Here is a 20,563-nt window from a genome sequence, read left to right on the forward strand (position 1 = left end):
AAGGGGTTTGCGACATTCAACCAAACGAGTTGCTCGCTTTGACAACGTCCATTCACACGCCAGCGCTTCGCGTCCCGCAGGGATTTTTCTACGGCTACTTGATGGTTCCTGTCGCCTCATTGGCTCAGATCTGCACCGCGCCGGGACAAACCTTTGCGATTTCTGCATTTATTCCAGCGATCCGCGACTCGTTGCAATTGAGCGAAATTTCGCTCACCTCCGCCTATATGATCGGCACCTTGCTGGCTGCGTTTCCGTTGATGTTGGTCGGCCCGATCGCCGACAGGATCGGCAACCGAGCGACGATCACCGGGATCGTGTTGCTGTTGGCCGGGGCTTGCTTCTTCGCTTCGTTTGTCAATTCCTTTGTGACCCTGCTGCTCGCCTTCTTGGCCCTCCGGTTTCTGGGCCAAGGTTCCTTGTCCTTGCTCAGCAGCAACACCACGTCGATGTGGTTCCGCACCAAGCTGGGCCGCGTTTCGGCGATCATGAGTATCGGCATGGCGGGCGCCTTCGCCGTCATTCCAGGCTGGTTGTTGGCCAGCATCGAGAGCTATGGCTGGCGAGAGACCTATCGCGGCTTGGGGCTGGTCGTGGCGGGGATCATGTTGCCGCTGCTGGCGATTGTCTATCGCAATCGCCCCGAGGACGTAGGCCAACATTTGGATGGCAACCGCCCCGACGAACCGCTTCCTCACGCCGAGGGCTCTCGCGCCACCGGATCCCAGCGGACCGTCGCGATCGAAGAGCGTTCGCTGTCGCTGCGCGATGCGATGCGGCAGCCGACGTTTTGGATCCTGATGACGATCATGTCCGCGTGGGCGATGATCGGCACCGGCCTCGTCTTTTATCTGTTTGCGATCGGCGAAGCTCGCGGGATCGATAAAGACGCCACCGCCGCGGTCTTCAAAACGTTTGCGTTGAGCATGTTGGCGATGCAATTCAGCGGCGGCTTCTTGGCTGATCGGTTTGCGTTACACCATTTGTTGTTCGCCGGAGTGGGACTGTTGAGCTTGGGGACGCTGACGTTGTTCTTCGCCCAAACATCGCCTCAATTGCATCTCTTCGGGCTGTTGTTTGGTGCCGGGCAAGGAATCACCGTAGCGGTCAACGCGACGGTCTGGGTACGTTATTACGGGCGTGCTCATCTGGGAAAGATTCGCGGGACGTCTTGGAGCGCGTCGGTCGCCGGCAGCGGCGCCGGACCGTTTCTGTTGGGCTGGGCCAAGGATCACTCGGGGCACTTCGAGCCCGCGATCATCGCCTTTTTATGTATTCTCATTCCGCTGGTGCTGTTGGCGTTGTGGGTCCGTCCTCCGGCGCGACCCGATGTTTTGGCACCCGCCGCCTCGTGACTTCCTTTCGATTGCAAGACCGATGATTGACGACTTAAACCTGCAGTTTGGTATCGATAAAAAAATCGCCTTCACCTTGGGCAACGGCGATCTCCCCAAAGCGATCCTGTTGGCCGAAGACGCAACCGCCGAGATCTATCTGCACGGCGCACATGTCACTTCGTTCCATCGACATGGTTGGGGCGAGATGTTGTGGATGAGCGACGAATCCAACTTTCGGACCGATCGTCCGATCCGCGGAGGCGTGCCGATCTGCTGGCCTTGGTTTGGACAGCCACAACCCGAATTGCCTCAGCACGGCTTTGCCCGCACGTCGCAGTGGGAAGTTATCGAGACGAAGACACACGCCGATCCCAGCTTGGAGATCGCGTTGCGTTTGACCGACAGCGAGGCGACGCGGCAGTTGTGGCCGCACCCGTTTGAACTGACGATGCGAGTGATCGTTGGTCGCGATCTGACGATGCAATTGAGCTGTCTGAACACCGGCGAGGAACCGCTGGATGCCGAGGCGGCGCTGCACACCTATTTCCACGTTCAAGATATCGATGCGGTGCGAGTCGCGGGACTCGAGGGCCGAAGCTACATCGACAAGCTCGATGCGATGCAGGTCAAACCGCAGGCGGGCGAACTGACGATCGATCGCGAGGTCGACCGAATCTATCTCGAAACGCCCGACGCGGTCACGATCCACGACGGAGCCGAGCGACGGATCGAGATCCAAAAATCGGGCAGCCTGTCGACGGTGGTTTGGAATCCGTGGATCGATAAATCGGCGGCGATGGCTGATTTTCCCAACGACGGCTACCGGACGATGGTCTGTGTCGAAACGACCAACGCGGCCGACGACGTCCGCACGATCCAACCGGGCGAAGTCCATACGATCACGCAATCGTGCCGCTGTGAACCGGCAACTGGCCCCGCCGATCCTGCGGAAGCTATATTGTAGGTCCCCATTTTCGATTGCCCCTTGAAACACTTCACGGACTTCCTTCGATGCGATATTCCCCTCTCCGCTCGGTCGCTTCGCTGCCACGACTCGCTCTGTTCGCTTGTATCTTCAGCCTATCGGCCGCGCTGACGGTTGCCGACGAATCGCCCAACAGCGATTGGATCGATCTGAAATTGCAGCGTGATACGGTTTGGGAGCCCTGCAATTTTGGAGGCGATGGAGAGGTCGAGTTCTCCGAAAACCAGGCGGTCCTCGAGATGGGCGATCCGCTGACTGGGATCCGATTGGTCAAAGAGTTTCCCAAAGATGGCTACGAGATCCAGTTTGAAGCTTCGCGTTTGGAAGGCTTTGACTTTTTTGTCGGCCTGACTTTTCCCGTCGCCGAATCGCACTGCAGCTTGATCCTGGGCGGTTGGTCGGGAGCCGTGATCGGACTCTCGAACATCAACGGCGCCGACGCTTCGAACAACCCCACGACGCGCGAGGGGGATTTTGACAACAATCGTTGGTACCGTGTCCGCGTTCGAGTCGCCCCCGATCGGATCACAGCTTGGGTCGACGACAAGCAGTGGGTCGATCAGACGCGGCAGGGTGTTGAGTTTGGGATTCGGGGGGAGATGGATCCGTCGACGCCGGTGGGGATCGCGACCTATCAATGCAAAGTCGCTTACCGAAAGATTCAATATCGACGGCTGAACTCAGGCGAAGTAAAACCCTCCAACAAACCACAGCCGACCGATTCGAAGAGCAAGTAGGAATGAACGACCCCGAATTTGATGAGCATTGGATGGGGCGAGCCTTGGAGCTTGCTTATGCCGCCGCAACCGCCGACGAAGTGCCGGTCGGCGCGGTGATCCTGAACGAAAAGCGGCAAGTGATCGCCGCTGCGCACAACCAACGCGAACAACTGCACGATCCGACGGCGCATGCGGAGATGATCGCGATCACTCAAGCCGCCGAAGCGATCGGCGATTGGCGACTGGAGGGTTGCACGCTGTACGTGACGCTGGAACCGTGTCCAATGTGTGCCGGTGCGATCTTGCAAGCTCGCGTGCCACGGGTGGTCTACGGTGCCGACGATCCCAAGGCCGGCGCGGTCCGCAGTCTGTATGAACTGCTTTCCGACGATCGATTGAATCACCAATGTGCGGTCACCTCCGGCGTGCTTAGCTCGCGTTGTTCGGGAGCGTTGACCGATTTTTTTGCCGCGAAACGGGCGATGGGGAAGAAGTAGGAAACGAACTTGAGCAACGAGTTACAAAAGCTGGACATCGGTCGTTGGGGTGATCAGGTCATCGGTCTGGGGGAAGATGCCGACGTGCATCTGACGATCAGCGAGAGCTACAGCAGTAGCATGATCCAGGTGCCGATCCATGTTCGCCGCGCCAAAGCGGAAGGCCCCGTGGTTTTTGTCACCGCCGCGATCCATGGCGATGAACTCAACGGCACCGGTGCGATCCGCGAACTGATCCAAGAGGAATTGGAACTGACGCGCGGGTCGTTGATCCTGGTGCCGGTGCTGAACCTGCTGGCTTTCGACCGGCACACCCGCTACACCCCCGATCGCCGCGATCTGAACCGCTCGTTTCCCGGATCGGCTAGCGGCAACATGGCCAGCCGAATGGCGCGGACACTGTTCGATCAGATCGTTGGCCGCGCCGACTTTGGCATCGACCTGCACACCGCCGCGATCCGCCGCACCAATTATCCGAACGTCCGCGGCGATCTATCCAACCCGGCCGTGCGGCGGATCGCCACCGCGTTTGGATCGGAGATCGTGCTCAATGGCCAGGGACCCGGCGGCGCCTTGCGCCGCGAAGCGTGCCAGGTCGGTTGTCCGACGATCATTATGGAAGGGGGCGAGATCTGGAAAGTCGAACCCGATGTCGTCGCCAACGCGGCGCGTGGTGTTCGCAACGTTTTGCGCGATCTGGAAATGTTGGGCGGTCCGCCCGAACAGGCTCCCTACCAAGTGATCGTCGAGACTTCGAAATGGGTGCGAGCCGAGAAGGGTGGCTTTTTGCAGTTTCACGTTCAGCCGGGAGAGGTCATCGTCAAAGGTCAGCCCGTGGCGACTAACACCAACCTGCTGGGCCGCGAACGCTGCATCCTGGAAGCTCCGTTCGACGCCGTCGTGATCGGGATGACAACGCTGCCCGCGGGCAGCCCCGGCGAACCGGTCTGCCATCTGGGAATGTTGCCCGAGGGCTTCGATCCCGAGACGCTGCATCAGCTGAGAGGCGGGACGCAACGCGAGGCGACTTAAGAAGCAGCAGTTGCCGCTTGCCGCTGTTAAAAAAGACGTGTTCCCATATGTCCTGCTCTCCCAGCCCCCGACGTGGCGCACTGGGAGAGCAGTTTAGTGGTGCATCGTCAGATTAGAAGTAGCGGTTCCAAATGGCCCGCAACTGGCCGTCGAACATCTTGTCGGAACTGTCGCCGATCGGCACGGTGTAGCCGATCGAAATCGCTTCGTTGGGACAGACTTCAAACGTGCTGCCGAAGACCATGTTCAGGTTCGATTGGTAGTCGGCGTTGGGAGTTCCCAATACGAACACGCCATCGGTCAACGAGCTGCTGCGCTGCAGTTGCCGTTCATAGTGCATTTCGATCGTTGGGATAATCGCGTCGAAGATCGCATCCTTCTTCTCGCCGCGGCGGCGCAAAAAGTACCCGAATCCGCCATCGGTATACAACCGCGTCGTGTCGCGCAGCCGGCTCTCAAGGCCACCGTTGGTGACTACGTGGTTCCCGGTGGTATCGATATCGACCTGAATGAAACCTTGGTAGAACAACCGCTCGGTCAGATTGGCGATACTGGCGAGATAGGGCATCAAGTGAACCGCTTGGTTTTCAACCACCACTGCGGTTGAACCGTCGGCCAATTTGATCGTCAGGTCGTTTGTCGACGGCAGCGTTACCGACACGCCTCCCGAAACAACCCAGTCGGTCGATTGAAGCAGGATCTGTTTGTACGCCAAGAACAGATCGCCGACTTCGATATTTCCCGATGCGGTCTGTCCAAAGGCGCGTATGTCGGAAGAGAGTGTCGATGCGTAGGGGACTCGGAATTCGAACGAGGCACGCTGGTTGGTCCCCATCGCGTATTCGAATCCGGGAGTAAATCGGCTGACCGCGACGCCGGAATTGTTCAATGGAACGCTATCCATGTAGTCGTAATTAAAGAAGACGCGAGTCCGGGGCAACGGACTGTTGTTCGTTGCGATCTTCGACCGCCCGACAACGGCCGCACCGGCATTGGCTGCATCGGGGATGACGATATTGAACGTCTGTTGGCCATTGACGGCGATGTCCCAAAGTTCACCGTTGACGATCATGCCGCCATTCTGATCGGTTGCCGTGGCATTCAGGAAGACGGTGTTCGCCGGCAGGCCCAGGTTTGTCCCGCCGATGCTCTCTTCGACTTCGAACGTATAGCGGCCATCCCCACCCAATGTTCCACGTCCTACCGAGACGAAATCGGGATTGGCGACGTTGCCCGCGACGTCAAACAGCAGCGAGCTGTCGGCTTGATCGACTGGAATCACACCGTTTCCTGTCGCTACCATCGGTGTGCCACGGACGGTTTGCGTTCCTTGCAGGTTCATTCTTCCCGAACCACCAAAACCGCCGCCGATCATCACAGGAGCTTGACGAATGTTCAAGGCAGGGACCGGGCCGCAAGAGTTGAGGCAGGAGAGATTGCTGAATGCATTGAGCAGCGATTCGCATCGGCTGGGCGAATGCTGGGGACAGCAGTTGCCGGCATTGCCGCGATGCATCGGTTGCTCATGATACGACGGGGCGGCGTATCCAGGCGTTTGCTGGTAGGAGACGCTTGCAACATCGGGACCATCGCCGGTTGGCGGTTCGGGCAACGGTTGGCCACAACCGCTGCAGCCCCGTGGGCCGCCGACATAATTTTCGTTGACCTGACCACATGTGCAGGTGACCTGCTCCGACAGCACGTATGCGATCGGAGACGGTCCTGGACCGGTAGCGGCAATCTGCGCCTGGAGTCCCGACGCCGTTGCCAATACCACGATGAAACCGAAAAGGCCCGCCCGAACCATAATGTCACCCCTGCTATTCCTGCCTAAGTCCATTGCCGACGGCGGATTTTCAGCCGACCCGTCTTTTAGCTGTGTTCACTGCATCGTCCAAAGGGGTGGTTGCGATAAAACAAATATCCGTTACTAGCGCTGGTATTGGTAAAAAAGGTAAGACCGCGACGACCTGCCAATGCGGAACGATCGGTAAGCTTGACCATTCTCGATTGCATTGTGGTCTCCCAGATAGCGTGCCGATGTCGATAACGCTTAAGATTTAAGGCATACCCGGCTGATCCGCCAGGTTCCTCCACAGCAAAGCCATGTCTGAAAAACCAAAATCAAGGCCGAAATCTGACGTTACGCAGGACCTTGATGCGGCCAGCGCTCACGATCCGCACGAATCGGATTTCTCTGTCGCGGAGGACAATCAGGAACTTCCGCTTCCGATCGACATCGGCGATTACACCCTCACACGGTTGATCGGTTCCGGAGGAATGGGGCGTGTCTACCACGCGATGCATCGGCCGATGCAACGGACGGTGGCGTTAAAGACTCTGCCGCCGAGCCGGATGCAGAACCAGAAAGCTGTCGAGCGGTTTTATACCGAAGTCCGCGCCGCCGCCCGTTTGATGCATCCCAACATCGTGACGGCATTTGACGCTGGGCACAAAGGCGATCAGCACTATCTGGCGATGGAGTATGTCGAAGGGGCGACGTTAACGCAGATCGTCCGCGAATCGGGACCGTTGGAACTTTCCCTCGCCGTCGACCTGATTCGCCAAGCGGCCACCGGTTTGCAGCACGCTCACCGGGCGGGGATTGTCCATCGCGATGTCAAACCGAGCAATCTGATGCTGACGCCCGACGAGGTCGTTAAAGTGCTGGACCTCGGGCTGGCAACGATCGGTTCGGAAACGGGCACTCACGGCCGACGGGGGCGGTTGGTCGGAACGATCGAATACATGGCTCCCGAACAGATCGAAGACGCTTCGAACCCCGATCGTCGAAACGACATCTACAGCCTTGGGGCGACCTTCTTCTTTCTGTTGACGGGGCGGACGCTGTATCAAGGCGGGATTTTGGAACAGGCGCGGGCGCACCGCGACGAACCGCTTCCCGATCTCTTCGCGCTGCGACCCGATGTCGACGTGCGATTGGACCAAGTGCTTCGACGGATGTTGGCCAAACGGCTCGACGGACGCTACAGCTCGCTGGCCGAAGTGCTCGAAGATCTCGACGAATGGTCCGCCGGGGCGACGCTTTCGGATTGGACCGACACCGGAGCGCGGCTGACGTTGCCCAGCGAACAATTGACCGATGGCGTCGAACCGACCACGGCCGTCGGGCGTTCGAGCGTGTTGGGGTTGGATGTGGGGATGTTTTATGTCGCTGCCGCGATGGCCGAAGCGGGGCAACCAATTCGAATGGGAAATGCCGGCAGCAACCAGCAACCGCTGCTGCAGTCCGCCGTGGCGACAACCCGCGAGGAACAGACGATCTTTGGGGGGGACGCGATCCAGTTGCGAACCAAGACGCCGCACCGCTTGGCCCATTGCGTGCAGCTGTATCTGGGGACGACAAAATTGGATCGCCACATCGGCGATCGCCAGTGCCCTCCCGAGGTAGCGATCGGGATGATCATGCGGCATGCAGCCCGCAACGCTTGGCAATTGAAAGGCCGCCCCGCCGTCGTGGCTGTTACCGTCCCGGCCTGTTACGACCAGGCGCGGCGACGCAGCACGATGCAAGCGGCGCAGGTTGCCGGCTTCGATTCGATCCGCTTGATCGATCGCCCGCTGGCGGCGGCGCAGAGCCAGTTGATCGAAGAGCATGCGGCCCTACCGCCGCCGAAACCATCGGAGGTTTGTTATTGGTTGGTCGCCTCGGTAACAGGGTTGGCGATGGAGATCTCGGTCGTTCGACATGTTGGTGGGCGATTGCAGTTGTTATCCAGTGTCGGCGATTGGAATCTCGGCCTGCTGACGTGGCAACAACGGGTGGTCGATTTGGCGGCGACCGATTGTTTGCGTCGGCTGCGACTCGACCCACGCAAAGAACTGAAGGATGCCGTCAGTTTGCAATTGGCGTGCGAGAAGGCGCTGCGTCAGTTGTCGATCAAACCGCAGGCCGACCTCGATTTCCGGCTGCAGGGTCGCGCTGCGACGGTGACACTCAAGCGGGCTACGTTCGGTGCCGCCTGCAGCGACCTGTTGGTCCATCTCAATGGCATGATCGGCCAAGCGCTCCATGATTCGGGGATCGATCCGACCCAGTTGAGCAATTGTTTAACGGTCGGAATGTTGACGCGGATGCCGCAGATCACCGAAGTGCTGCACGGACGAATCGGTTCGCAGGTGCCGATTATCGCCGTCGATCGCCCCGCCTTGGCCGCCGGGGCGGCGTCGGCAGTGATGGGGGAATTGCCGGGACAAACGCACGTCTTTCCCGCGCCTCATTCATGCTGTTCCCACGACCTGGGCCTGCTGATTCGGGATGGCAAACGGATGCGACCGAGAACCGTCCCGGTGTTGACACGATCGACCAAGCTGCCCGCTCGCAAGACCCGTCGCTTGTTACAACCTCAGCCCGGGCAACGCCCTGCGCTGACGCTGATCGAATCGGCCGGTTGGCAGGGAGACGCCTGGCGATCGTTGGGGAATTTCCATCTGCCCGAACACAGTAGCGAAACGCCGTTGGAAGCCGTTTTGGAAGTCGATGCCAACGGATTGCTCAAGGTTGGCGTCCACGACCCCAACACCGGCCACGTGCAACGCGTCCCGCCGCTGCCACAACCGATGATCGACGAAGCTGACCTGCCAACTTGGCGTGCGTGGGTCGACAAGACGATGCGTTAGTCACTGTTGGACGGCGCGATTCGATCAGTGGTCGCTCGAGCCTTGATCGTGGTGTTTCCACGAACTAGATCATTGCTCGAGCGACATGTGCAACCGATCGGGTTAGCGACCAGGCGTTGATGCCAGCGGGATATCAAAAGTGTTTTCACCGGCGGCGACCTCTACGATCAATTCGCTGCTGCCGACGTCCTGGAATTTTTGGGGGATCTCCATCGCGCTGTTCGCTTGTTCCGGATTCGTTGGCGTTCCGTCGGGGCCCACTTCCACGGCGAGCGGCATCACAGCGACGTGATACGTCCCTGGTGTGCAGGTGAGTGTATAGGTTCCGTCTGCGTTTAATTCCGCGCCGCCGCTTTCTCCCAATTCGGATAGCAGCAAGAGGTTTCCGCTGTCGAGCGGTTGATCGTCCACCGTCACGAGTCCCGACACGGCGGCGGTTCGTGGATCGTTTTCACCGCAACCTAGGGTGAGCAGAAGGGCCAGCGACAAAGCCGCTCCGAGGACTCGTGCCTGAAGCACTGGAAAGGTCGTCATGAGACTCTTGGATTGGGATTTCATTGTGTTCTACGTACGATGGGAAACGAATGCGAAACGTCGATAGGAAATCGATCCGCGTGGAAGTCGCGTGATTTTGCCTATAAGGAAAGGATTTAGATCTTGAACCAACGCGGTGCTCATCATTTTCGGGAGAGCACCGCGTCGGAAGCTTTTTTGGGCATGCACGGCCAACGGTCAAAGGAACCGTCAGCAGAGCGTTTTGATTTGCGGGACGGTTTAGAAAACGTCGCCGGGGATTACGTTGCCATCGTCGCGAATGCAGAGATTACGCAGCACCAGGAACTCCATGGTCTCGGAAAGAAATCCGACTCCGCCATCACCACGCGTGACCTGGACACCGCCGGGATGCATCGAATGCAAAGCGTTGTTGACACCGTCGCGGTGGTTCCCGCCCGATCCGCTCAATTGCAGCGTTGTACCGATAGGGTAACGCATCGAGGTGATCTGCCGGCAATACGGGTTGCTGGTCCACTTATAAAAAGTGTCGTTATTGGGTGGAGTCGTGTCTGCAGCCGACCCGGCCCAGGCACCCCATTCCGCAGAACTACGAATTTCAGTTCGCGCCCCGGATGTGGTCTCGCCCCACGACGACGATTCGCCAATCACCACGGTATTGCTGAGCCCATCGGTCAGATCGCGAAAGCGAACACTGTCGTTGGGAATCATTGTTCCGTTGGCACACGCATACCCAGCCGATCCGCTAATGCAGCGTCCCATACCGGTTGGATCGCTGCTGTTGGTCGCGCTGGTCGGCGCACCCGAGATGCCGATATACGACATCGTCGCCATCTTGGAGTCGTCCCCGGCAGTGACACGCAAGTGCATCGGCGTCGCAGCGCTCGAAGGGCACCAGAACATATCGGGTGTCCAGTTGTCGACGACGTTAGCATTCACGCCACCGATGCTAAAGCCGCGGGACAGGCCAATTTCCAATTTGTCGTAAACCGATTGTTGCTCCACGAATGGTAGGACTGGAACGGTCCAGGCATGGATCAGAAGGCCAAGCGATCCGATCGGCATCGCTCGATGGACGTCGTGATAGTTGTGAAACGCCAATCCGAGTTGCTTCAGATTGTTCGAGCATTGCATTCGGCGAGCCGCCTCGCGCGCCGACTGGACCGCGGGAAGCAACAGACCAACCAAGATTCCGATGATCGCGATCACGACGAGGAGTTCGACGAGCGTAAAGCCCCTACTTACATTACGACGCATGGCATTTTCCTTTGCATAGAGAAAACTTAAAAAACAACCAACTGAAACGGAACGTTTCCCAAGGATCGTTCCATCAAAAAGCAGCTCACAAAAATTGTGAGCCAATCAGAAACCGACGCCAGTACAACTCTACGTTGAACCGACACCTGTGAGTCTAAAACGAGAGCCTGGAACGGCTGTCGCAATCATGAAACTACGACAGACGTTCAATTTCGCGAGCGTCTGCACCACTCAATGGGCAGGGATTTCAGCCGTCGATTTCGACTTAAGCGATGATCTGATCGATCGGTTTACCGTGATCGATCTCGAGTCGTTTGCGGCCGGGGATTTCAAGTTTTCGGGAATCGAGTCCCAACTGTTTCAGGATCGTGGCATGGATGTCGGTCACGTAATGGCGATCCTCCACGGCATGGAATCCGATCTCGTCGGTCGCGCCGTGAACAACGCCACGTTTCAGTCCGCCACCGGCCATCCAAACGGAGAAGCCATAGATGTGGTGATCGCGTCCGTCGCTTTTTTGGGATCCAGGGGTGCGACCGAACTCGGTGGCAAAGACGACAAGCGTTTCGTCCAACAGACCACGTTGTTCGAGATCTTCCAACAGACCTCCGATCGGTTGATCGACGGCGAGCGAGTTTTTGGTGTGGTTGGGCTTCAACTTGGAGTGCGCATCCCATGCCCCCGCACCACCACCGCCGTGCTGGATCTGGACAAATCGGACACCTTGCTCGACAAGCCGTCGGGCGCCAAGCAACTGCATTCCAAACTCGCGCGAGTGCGGTTTGTCGATTCCATACATCGCTTGCGTCTGAGCTGTCTCTTGGGAGAAGTCGACGACGTCCGGAATCGAACTCTGCATCCGGAAGGCAAGCTCATACGAGGCGATTCGGGCAGCCATCGCTGGATCGTTCGGGTATTCCAACTGACGTCGATTGTTGAGTCGTTGGATCAGATCCTGTCCGATCTCTTGCGACGACCGCGCGAACGGACGCTCTGGGCTACTGAAATCCAACGGATTGTTGGGGTCGACGCGCATCGGGACCGCGTCGTGAGCGGGGCCCAGGTAATGTCCGTCCCGTTTGTTCCAATACTCCCGCTTGCCGATCGAGATGAATTGCGGCAGGTTCTCGTTCAACGACCCCAAGCCGTAATGCACCCAAGCGCCTAACGTCGGGTAATTCCCATCGTTCAGATGGCGTCCCGAATGAAATTGCGTTTGGGCGCCGTGGTTGCTGTCAGTCGTATACATCGACCGGACAACCGCCAGCTTGTCGACATGTTTTGCGATGTGCGGGAACCAATCGCTAACCTCGATTCCGCTTTCACCATGTTTCTTGAATCCCATCTGCAACGGATACAATTGGTTGCGTTGGTTCCCGTTCCCATCGGGGGCGGAGACGCGAGCCAGGGCGAGTTTCTCGGGATCTTGCGTGTCGGCGAACGGCGTTTCGGCGATCGTCTTTCCGGCATATTTCGTCAGCATCGGCTTCGGATCGAAGCTCTCCATCTGGCTGACACCGCCATTCATAAACAACCAAATAACGCTCTTCGCTTTGGGCGGCATGTGAGGCTCGCCAGTCGGCGGCGACCAAGCGGCTTCGTGACCGCCCGCTTCGCGTTGCAGCATCGCTCCCAAAGCCAAGCCAGTAAAACCCATGCCCATATCGGCAAGAAACGTACGACGCGGCGCATGGCCGTTGAAAAACTTATTCATTTTCATTGGTCCTCTCTCGATAGACGTTGGTTAACGCAGCGTGACAAAGTCGTTGTGGTTGATAATCGCCCAGATCAAATTACCGCGGGCCGATTCGTTGCTTCCCTCGGGCAGTTCTCGCCAGGCGGTCAACGCCGATTGGCAGTCTTGAATTTCTTGAGCTGTCGGCTGGATCCCCAACAGCAGCAGGAAAGCCTGTCGAACAAAGGCCTCATCGTCAGGATGGTCGGCCGCGATTGCAGCGGCGATCTGTTGCGACGATTCAAGCACCAGACCGCTGTTCGAAAGCGCAAGCGCCTGTTGCGGAACGATGCTTTGTTCGCGTTGGTAACACTCGGCCACCGAGGCTTCGTCGAACATGCTCAACAGCAGGTTCTTCTCGTTGTTGCTGTGGAAGAAGTACAAGCTGCGGCGATGCGATTTGTCTTGATCGGCGGGGAGCACCGATGGCCCTCCCATCGTCTCGTCCAGCGTCCCGGCAACGGCCAGTACAGCATCACGGACGGCTTGGGATTCCAGCCGGATCGGGACCCTTCGCCACCAATGATGGTTGTCGGGATCTTTTGCCAGTTGGTCCTCCATGCCGTTCAGGGAGGAGCCCATGCGATAGGTGCTCGAGAGGACGATCAAGCGATGTAGGTGCTTCATGTTCCAGCCGCTATCGATCAGTTCCGAAGCAAGCCAATCGAGCAGTTCGGGATGTGTCGGATCGTTACCGTTTCGACCGAAATCGAACGTCGAAGCGACCAATGGCTGTCCCAGGTGCCGCGTCCAAATGTGATTGGCCGCGACGCGAGCGGTCAGCGGATTGCGAGGATCGGTGATCCAACGCGCCAGCGCCGTTCGCCGGCCCGTGCTCTGCTGAGGGAACTCAACCTCGGGGTCGTCTTTGCCTGTGAATTGGAACCGCGTGGGAGTCCACTTCGCTCCCTTCAGCGGCGTGAACTGATCCGAATCCTTGACTTCCGCCTTGGCCAACGCCTCCGCTTTTTCAAGCGTCTTCTTCGCAGCGGCCAGCTTCTTTTCCGCCGCCTTCAATTTGTCGGCGTTTGCTCGCGCGACCGACACCTGTTCGGCCGTCACCGCCGCGCGTGCCTTTGCGACCGCATGTTCCCGTTCCGCCCGAATCGCGGCGACCGCATGTTCCCGGATCGCGGCAGCATCGTCGGATTCCCAAGAGGTCCGCATCGCTTGAGCGCGAGCCTGCACGCTTTCCCAATCGGCCTGGGCAACGGCGGCCTGGGCCTTCGCAAGCGCAAGTTCGAACTCCGCTGCGACCACGGGATCGACACTGGTCGCCCCACTCGACTCACGCAGCTTGACGTCGGCCGACAATGCGGAAAGCTTGAATTCCAAAATCGACGCGATCGCGTCAAACGTGACCAACCGGATCGCGCCATCAACCCGAGCTGAAGGGGTTCGAGATGCAACCATTGGTTCGCCGTTCAACGAGGCGTTGATCAGATTTCCGCGAACCTGAACCCGCAGCGTGTAATCGGTTTCCAGCTGGATGTCCGCAGGTGCACGCCCGTCGCTAGGGTAATTCGATTTGCCATTGTCGAGATAAGAGACTTGAACCTTCGGACCACCAGCGTGCGCACTCGCGTAGACGAATTGTCGCGATTGATTGAGTGAATCTCCGGCGGCGAATGGCGCGTCGAATCCGATGCCAATCGATCGCCATCCACCAGCTCCGTGAATTCGAAAACGAATGCTGGCATCGAAATCCCGAGGCGGCTTCTCCAGCAACTGCAAGACCGACCGGTTGTGCCCATCCATCGTCTGCTTGACGCGCCCCGGTTGATGATCCCATTCGCCTTTTCCCAGTTTCCAACGCGAATCGTCGAACGTCGCAAAGTCTTCGACGATAGGAGTAAACGGTGTGGTCGATTCCTCGACGGGGCCTGCCCCTTCGGCTATCTTGCGTGCGTTTTCCAGGGCCGTTGTCGCTTTTTCAACGCGTGGCAGGCTCGCTTGCTGACGCTTTTGTGCGGCGGCAAGATGGTCATCCAACACCCAGGGGTGGCGTGCCGGTTGCCAAGCTTCCGGTGGCAGATCGACGGGCTTGATCGCCAGTTCTTCAAACTCGAACATCTTCGGCACGCCGGGAGCAATCGCCTTCGACTTATCGGGTTGAGCTTCGTCGCCACGAATGAAGAGGTAGGTCGGCGCATCGACCAGCGCATCGAAGACGCGTGGGATGCCATCCTTGTTGACATCCAATTCACCCGGCACGTTGTCCAAGCGAACCAGATAGGGCTCAAAAAATGCCCGCATCTTGTAGTAGTCGTCATGTCCGATCGGATCGAACTTGTGGTCGTGACACTTGGCGCAGTTCATCGTCAGGCCAAGTAAGCCCTTGCCGACATGTTCGACCGTTTGGTCCATCCAGGTGTGTCGGTTGAAGATGAAGAAATTGCGAGCCAGAAATCCGGTGGCCCGCAGTTTGGCAGGGTCATCGGGAGCAAGCTCGTCGGCCGCCAACATCAAGCGAACCATCTCGTCGTAGGGAACGTCATTGTTCAGCGATTCAACGATCCAATCGCGCCAATGCCACATGTGCCGTTGGCTGTTTCTCAGTTGAGCATTCAGCCCCCACCAATCGCTGTAGCGCCAGTTGTCCATCCAGTGTCGCGCCCAACGCTCGCCATGGCGTGGGTCGTCCAATAACCTGTCGACAGTCTTTTCGTACCAGTCCGAAGACGGATCGTTAACGACCGCTGCGATCTCTTCGCTGCTGGGGGGCAGCCCGATCAGATCGAACGACAGCCGGCGCAGCAACAGGACGCGCGAAGCCTCGGATTGTGGTTTTAGCTCATTCTCTTGATGGCCTTGAGCAATCCAGGCGTCGATCGGATTGCGACCCCAGTTCGCATCGTCGACCACTGGAACGTCGGGACGGGCGAGCGGTTGAAACGACCAGTGCTGCGCGGGATCGGCTTCCGGGGCCTCGTCGGCTGGCGAATCGGCACCCGCCGCGATCCAGCGTTTCAGAAGGTCGACCTGTTCGGCCGAGAGCGGTTCGCCTTCGAATTCCGGCGGCATCCGCGAGCCCGGATCGGTGTCAGCCGTCCGCTCGACCAGCAGGTTGAATTCGGGATCCTCTTCCAAATCGACAGCCGCACCCGAATCGCCACCTTGGCGCATAAAGGCACCGGTATCGAGTCGGAGGCCTCCTTCCTGCTTCAGCGCTCCGTGGCAAGCGTAACAACGCTCGCGAAGCAGCGGCTTGACTTGGGTTTCGTAGTCGACTTGGTTGTCGTCCGCGAAAAGGCTCGCTTGGGCAACCACCGTCAGGCAGATGATCGTCGTGCAGATTCGGCTAGCAAGCTTCATAGTTGCCTCTCTACTTGGGGGCGGGGGGCGGGAGACCGTCGGTGGGTGGTTTGGTCATCAAGACCGGGTGATTCGATCGGATGTGGTGAGACAGGGCTGCTTCGGCGGCTGCCCAATCCTCTTCAAGCAACGCTTGCACCACGTCGCGATGCTGCTTCAGTGTTCCCAGGGCTGCCGATCGGTCGTTATCTTCCCAACGGAATAGCAGTCGGAAGTACCGGCCCTGGCGTTCGAAAAAGTCGCGAATGTAGGCGTTGTTCGATGTCGCGACCAAATATTCATGTAGCGATTCGTCGACGGGGACGCGATCGGTTGTCGATGTCGGCGGTGTGTTTCGTTCCAGGATCGCTTGCAGTTGCTGCTTGTCCAGCCGCGGACGCGCCAACTGCAACGCCTTCAGCTCCAACGCTTCGCGGACCTCGATAAACGCAAGCAAATCGTCTTGACAGAACGGTCGCAAACGCCAACCGCGGCGCGGGATATGGTCCAACATCCCTTCGCCAGCTAATTGATGCAGGATGTTCCGGATCGCCGAACGGCTGAGCGAATATTTCTCCGCCGTCACCTCTTCGCGCAAATAGACCGATTTTCCTTCGAGACTCAACAGCACCAAATCGTCGGCGATCTTTTCCGACGGATCGACAGGCGGCTTGGGAGCCTCTGTCAACTGGTCGAATTCTTTCAGGGCGTTGGCCAGCGGACACGCCTCGAGCCGCCGGTTCGCTCCCTTCCTCAGTAAACCCTCATCGATCAGGTCGGCAACCGCCGCCCGCACGGGAGTGAAGCTGACATCATAAAGTTCCGCCAACGAATCGAGCGTCAGCTGCGCCGGGAGATCGCGTCCGGATCGCAGTCGCAGTGCTAGATCGTTTCGAATGAAATCAGTGATCGACATACTTCAGAACGATACTTGTCATTGGTGACAAACGCAAGTAACATTGTCAGACAAAAACAAATTTAATTCGTGCTCCCGGTGAAAAGACTGTAAATTCCCGGTGAAGGATTCTTGGATGATATTGGCCTCGCAGGACTTTAGTAGCTGGAAAAACAATATGAAAATCACCGCGATCGAAACGCACGTCTGTCACGCAAGGATGCGTAATTGGATCTTCGTCAAAGTAATCACCGACCAACCTGGCTTGATCGGTTGGGGGGAAGCCACACTCGAATGGCACACTCGAGGTGTGGTTGGATCGATCCAAGATCTGTCCGAACTGTTGATCGGCGAGGACCCGACGCGCATCGAACATCTGTGGCAGATGATGTGGCGACAGCATTTTTGGCACGGCAGCGGCGTGGTTCGTTCGACGGCGATCTCCGGGATCGACCTCGCGCTGTGGGACATTCTTGGCAAGGTGCACGGCGTGCCATGCCATCGTCTGTGGGGCGGGCCGGTTCGCGATTCGATCCGGATGTATTGCCATCTGGGCGGCGGCAACTTGGAGAGTTTTTACGAGACGCCGGTCGACAATGCCCGCCAGTTTGCCGATCTGGCGCAGCAAGCCGTTGCCGACGGTTTTAGCGCGTTTAAGTCGATGGCGGTTCCACCGACGATGCCCGTCGAAGGTTTGAAGGCGATCAAGGCGGCCGATGCCTGCGTTGCCGCGATGCGGGAAGCGGTCGGCGACGACATCGACATCATGGTTGACTGCCACGCCCGCCCATCCCCCGCGATGGGAATGCAATTCGCCAAGGCGCTCGATCAGTATGGACTCTACTTTTTCGAAGAGCCCTGTTGGCCGGAGAGCCTCGATTCGCTGGCGGCGATTAACGCGGCGGTAACGACTCCGATTGCCACCGGCGAACGACTGACTCATCTGGCCGCATTCCGCAATCTCTTTGAGGCACGCGGTTGCGAGATCTGCCAATTGGACCTGACGCACTGCGGCGGTTTCACCGAAGCCCGCCGGATCGCAGCGTTGGCAGACGCGTATCGAATCGCACTGGCTCCGCACAATCCGCAGGGTCCGATCAGCACGGCGGCTTCGCTGGAGTTCGGATTCTCGCAGCCTAGCTACATCATCTGCGAAGCGGTCCACCAGGACGTCCCTTGGCGAAGCGATGTCGTTCAAGAGAGTTACGTCGTCGATGAAGCGACGCGGACCGTCACGCCCGGCACCGCACCGGGATTGGGCGTTACCGTCGACGAAGATGAAATCCGCAAACATCCGTTCCAGCAAGAACTGGCTCAACGGGTCTTTTATTCCGACGGCGCCGTAGGAGATTGGTAATGATTGATTCACCTAAGACAGCTCCCACCTTCCACCACGCTGCGTTTCATGGACGCATCGGGATAGCGCTAAACGACATCACGCCACCGATCGGGATCTATTCCCGTAACTGGGGGGCGGCGGCGCACGATGTGGCCGATTCGATCCACCGCTCGTTGACGCTGACCGCCACGACGATCGCGTCGCTGTCGGGCGATTCGCCATTGGTGCTGATCGATGCCGACCTCGGTTGGTGGCGAACGCCGGAACTCTTCCCTCGTTTTCAACAGCGGTTGTTGGAAGAGTTTTCGCTCGACAGTGCGCAACTGATCTTCGCGTTGACGCACACGCACGCCGGTCCGCCGCTGCTGGAATCGACCGATCCGCTTCCCGGAATGGAACTGACCAAACCGTGGATCGATTCCATTTTGGAAACCGCTGTCGCCACGGTCCGTCAAGCCTTCGCTGATGCCAGCGAAGCGACGCTTGAATGGCAGACCGGGCACTGCGGACTTGCAACGACCCGCGATCTCCCCGATCCCGAATCGGACGGCGATCACTTTTTGTGCGGCTTCGATCCCGAGGGACAACCCGATGGAACGCTGCTGTTGGGGCGCATCACCGACGCGCAGGGCAACTTGCGAGCAACGATCGTCAACTACGCCTGCCACCCGACCACGCTGGCTTGGGAAAACACGGCGATCTCGCCCGATTACATCGGCGCGATGCGCGAAACAATCCAGCAAGCGACAGGTGCTCCCGCGGTCTTTTTATTGGGAGCCTGCGGCGATCAAGCACCCCGTTATCAATATGTCGGCGACACCGCGGTCGCCGATGGGCACGGACGCGAATTGGGATATGCCGCGTTGTCGACTCTCGCCGGAATGGAGCCCGCCGGAACACAACTGGCCTTTGAAGGGGCCGTCACGTCGGGAGCCCCGTTAGCGAAATGGCGACACCAGCCGCGGAAGGCCTCTGAAAAACTCGCGGCCGTCGAATCATCGGTCGATCTGCCGTTGAAGGACTGGCCATCAGCGGCGGAACTGGAAGCACAACGAATCGCTTGCACCGACCGCACGTTGCAGGAACGGCTGCTTCGTCGCCGCGACGTCCGACTCCGCCTGGGCGATGGCAAGACGTACGCGCTGCCGTTGTACATTTGGCGGATGGGTGACGCCGTATTGGTCGGCAGCTGTTGCGAATCCTATTCGATGTTGCAGCGCGAACTGCGAAAGCGATTCCCCAATAACGCGATCATCTGCATGAATCTGATCAACGGCACGATCGGTTATCTGCCGCCAGCCGATCTGTACGACAAAGATGTCTATGCCGTTTGGCAAACCCCATTCGACCGTGGTTGCTTGGAAGCAACTCTAGAAACTCTAACCCAGGAAATCGATGACATCCTCCGCTAGCGAAACGCTGCTGCGCGGCGTGCTTCCCGTCTTGCAAACTCCTTTCACCGAGCAGGGGGAATTCGATTTCGAAACGCTCGACCGCGAGATCCAATGGGCCTTCGACACGGGAGCCGATGGGATTGTTGTGGCGATGGTCAGCGAAATCCTGCGACTCAGCGAACGGGGACGCCGCGAACTGGTCGAACATGTCTGCAAGGCAGCCCAGGGACGCGGCACGTCGGTGGTCAGTGTTGGTGCCGAGAGCACACCGGTCGCTGTTGAACTGGCCCAGCATGCCGAATCGGTGGGGGCGTCGGCCGTGATGGCGATCCCGCCGATATCGACCAGCCTGAGCAGCGCCGCCACCCGCGACTACTTCGCCGCGATCGCTGCCGGCATCTCGATCCCGTTGGTGGTTCAAGACGCTTCGGGATACGTCGGTTCCGCGATCGACATCGGTGTCTACCGTAAGCTGTTGGAACAATTTGGTGCCGATCGGATTTTGTTTAAACCCGAAGCGAGCCCGCTGGGACCGAACCTCTCCCGGTTGCGTGATGCGACCGCGGGGAAGGCGCAGATTTTTGAAGGCTCCGGCGGGATCAACCTCGTCGATTGCTACCGACGCGGAATCGTCGGCACGATGCCTGGCACCGATCTGTTGGACGCAATCGTTGCCCTCTGGAACGCCCTGCAAGCGGGCGACGACGACCGGATCTATCAGCTGTCGCTGCCGATCAGCGGGATCGTCGCATTGCAGTTGTCGGCCGGACTCGATGGATTCTTGGCGATCGAAAAGCATCTGCTAGTTCGCCGTGGAATCTTCAAGAATACGGTGCAACGCCAACCGGTCGGCTGGACTCTCGATGCCGAGACGGCGGCGGAAGTCGACCGACTGTTCGATCGACTCCAGGACGTGTTATAGCCC

15 protein-coding genes are annotated in these 20,563 nt (G+C 58.7%); 9 read left to right on the forward strand and 6 right to left on the reverse strand.

The genetic code is table 11. The features are described from left to right. Window positions 1–38: 38 nt before the first annotated feature. The 5 genes from EC9_RS09750 to EC9_RS09770 are packed head-to-tail and all read left to right on the forward strand — an operon-like array spanning window position 39 to window position 4,570. On the forward strand, window positions 39–1,355 hold the full coding sequence (locus EC9_RS09750) for an MFS transporter (RefSeq protein WP_145344483.1): 1,317 nt from the start codon (window positions 39–41) through the stop codon (window positions 1,353–1,355). A gap of 22 nt (window positions 1,356–1,377) precedes the next feature. Beyond that, window positions 1,378–2,301, forward strand: coding sequence for a D-hexose-6-phosphate mutarotase (locus EC9_RS09755; protein ID WP_218934705.1), 924 nt, complete (start codon window positions 1,378–1,380; stop codon window positions 2,299–2,301). 47 nt (window positions 2,302–2,348) lie between these two features. After that, complete coding sequence (locus EC9_RS09760) at window positions 2,349–3,059, forward strand: 3-keto-disaccharide hydrolase (protein WP_145344487.1); 711 nt, start codon at window positions 2,349–2,351, stop codon at window positions 3,057–3,059. Window positions 3,060–3,061: 2 nt separating this feature from the next. Beyond that, the gene (gene tadA / locus EC9_RS09765; protein WP_145344489.1) at window positions 3,062–3,538 is read left to right on the forward strand and encodes a tRNA adenosine(34) deaminase TadA; all 477 of its coding nucleotides are present in this window, start codon (window positions 3,062–3,064) and stop codon (window positions 3,536–3,538) included. Window positions 3,539–3,547: 9 nt separating this feature from the next. Next, window positions 3,548–4,570, forward strand: a complete 1,023-nt coding sequence (locus EC9_RS09770; RefSeq protein ID WP_246106045.1) for a succinylglutamate desuccinylase/aspartoacylase family protein — start codon at window positions 3,548–3,550, stop codon at window positions 4,568–4,570. Window positions 4,571–4,682: 112 nt separating this feature from the next. Here EC9_RS09770 and EC9_RS09775 read toward each other — a convergent pair whose 3' ends face one another. Beyond that, entirely contained in the window at window positions 4,683–6,377 is a 1,695-nt protein-coding gene (locus EC9_RS09775; RefSeq protein WP_145344491.1) for a hypothetical protein, read from the reverse strand. 299 nt (window positions 6,378–6,676) lie between these two features. Between EC9_RS09775 and EC9_RS09780 the strand changes: the two genes are divergently transcribed. Continuing rightward, a complete protein-coding gene (locus EC9_RS09780; RefSeq protein WP_145344493.1) occupies window positions 6,677–9,211 on the forward strand; it encodes a protein kinase domain-containing protein in 2,535 nt (844 codons plus the stop codon). A 102-nt stretch (window positions 9,212–9,313) separates the two neighbouring features. Here the strand turns inward: EC9_RS09780 and EC9_RS09785 are convergent, their stop codons facing one another. The 5 genes from EC9_RS09785 to EC9_RS09805 all read right to left on the reverse strand — a co-directional run bounded on the left by EC9_RS09785 (window position 9,314) and on the right by EC9_RS09805 (window position 16,926). Then, window positions 9,314–9,769: a hypothetical protein gene (locus EC9_RS09785; protein WP_145344501.1), complete on the reverse strand. Its 456-nt coding sequence runs from the start codon at window positions 9,767–9,769 to the stop codon at window positions 9,314–9,316. Between the two features lie 216 nt (window positions 9,770–9,985). Beyond that, window positions 9,986–10,981, reverse strand: coding sequence for a DUF1559 domain-containing protein (locus tag EC9_RS09790; protein WP_145344503.1), 996 nt, complete (start codon window positions 10,979–10,981; stop codon window positions 9,986–9,988). A 265-nt stretch (window positions 10,982–11,246) separates the two neighbouring features. Then, on the reverse strand, window positions 11,247–12,701 hold the full coding sequence (locus EC9_RS09795; RefSeq protein ID WP_246106046.1) for a DUF1501 domain-containing protein: 1,455 nt from the start codon (window positions 12,699–12,701) through the stop codon (window positions 11,247–11,249). Window positions 12,702–12,725: 24 nt separating this feature from the next. Beyond that, window positions 12,726–16,031 carry a PSD1 and planctomycete cytochrome C domain-containing protein gene (locus EC9_RS09800; protein WP_145344505.1) on the reverse strand — a complete coding sequence of 1,102 codons (3,306 nt, stop codon included), beginning with the start codon at window positions 16,029–16,031 and terminating at the stop codon, window positions 12,726–12,728. A gap of 10 nt (window positions 16,032–16,041) precedes the next feature. Continuing rightward, the gene (locus tag EC9_RS09805) at window positions 16,042–16,926 is read right to left on the reverse strand and encodes a GntR family transcriptional regulator (RefSeq protein ID WP_145344507.1); all 885 of its coding nucleotides are present in this window, start codon (window positions 16,924–16,926) and stop codon (window positions 16,042–16,044) included. A 157-nt stretch (window positions 16,927–17,083) separates the two neighbouring features. Here EC9_RS09805 and dgoD point away from each other — a divergent pair, with 157 nt between their 5' ends. From dgoD to EC9_RS09820, 3 genes are read left to right on the forward strand one after another with little or no spacing between them, the layout of a single operon-like run. Next, entirely contained in the window at window positions 17,084–18,262 is a 1,179-nt protein-coding gene (gene dgoD, locus EC9_RS09810; RefSeq protein WP_145344509.1) for a galactonate dehydratase, read from the forward strand. Continuing rightward, on the forward strand, window positions 18,262–19,656 hold the full coding sequence (locus EC9_RS09815; protein ID WP_145344512.1) for an alkaline ceramidase: 1,395 nt from the start codon (window positions 18,262–18,264) through the stop codon (window positions 19,654–19,656). The genes dgoD and EC9_RS09815 overlap by 1 nt, the downstream gene beginning before the upstream one ends. Then, entirely contained in the window at window positions 19,640–20,560 is a 921-nt protein-coding gene (locus EC9_RS09820) for a dihydrodipicolinate synthase family protein (protein WP_145344515.1), read from the forward strand. Before EC9_RS09815 ends, EC9_RS09820 begins: the two co-directional genes overlap by 17 nt. Window positions 20,561–20,563 lie beyond the last annotated feature (3 nt).

It is taken from the genome of Rosistilla ulvae, assembly GCF_007741475.1.
In the GTDB taxonomy this organism is placed as follows: Bacteria; Planctomycetota; Planctomycetia; order Pirellulales; family Pirellulaceae; genus Rosistilla; species Rosistilla ulvae.